At 57.7% G+C, this 711-nt stretch carries 1 protein-coding gene; it reads left to right on the top strand.

Going from position 1 to position 711, the window contains the following annotated elements; genetic code table 11:
* Positions 1 to 711, top strand: a 711-nt coding sequence (locus tag HB860_RS17445) for an IS5 family transposase (protein WP_247627452.1), incomplete at both ends; no start/stop codon positions are given.

Genomic DNA, 711 nt, shown 5'->3' with positions numbered 1-711 from the left:
AACCTCACGCTTCGCGCAACTCAGGGGCTACTCGACTCCTTGTTCGAGTTGATGAATGTGCCGCTGTGCGCACCGGATTATAGCTGCGCAAGCAAGCGGGCCCGCACGGTAACGGTGGCCTACCGGCAGCCCGCCAAGGGGCGTATCACCGACCTGGTCATCGACTCGACCGGTCTTAAGGTATTTGGTGAAGGCGAGTGGAAAGTCAGAAAACACGGCGCCGAGAAACGGCGAGTGTGGCGCAAGCTGCATCTGGCGGTGGACCCGGCAACCCACGATATCGTGGCAGCAGAAGTGTCACTGGAGAATGTCCATGATGCCGAGGTGCTGCCAACCTTACTCAATCCACTGCGGCGCAAGCTGGGCCGGGTTTATGCAGATGGCGCCTACGACAGCAAAGCCAGCCATCAGCATATCTCGCACAAAGGGGCGACAGCCTGTATCCCACCTCGCAAGAACGCTGGCCTATGGGAAAAGGGACATCCAAGAAATGAGGCTGTGCAGGTAATGCGCAAGGAAGGGCTGGCGCACTGGAAGAAGATATCGGGGTATCACCGTCGCTCGCTGGCGGAAACAGCGATGTATCGGTTCAAGCAGTTGCTGGCGGGGAAAATCAGTCTGCGAACATACAACGGTCAGGTAGGGGAAGTGATGGCGTATGTTGGAGCAATAAACAAACTGAACAGCCTTGGTCTGCCCGTCAGACAGCCC

Source organism: Aeromonas genomosp. paramedia, from assembly GCF_023093515.1.
GTDB lineage: Bacteria > Pseudomonadota > Gammaproteobacteria > Enterobacterales > Aeromonadaceae > Aeromonas.
Note: the sequence above shows the minus strand (reverse complement) of the source record. Positions and strands in the feature narration are given on the sequence as shown.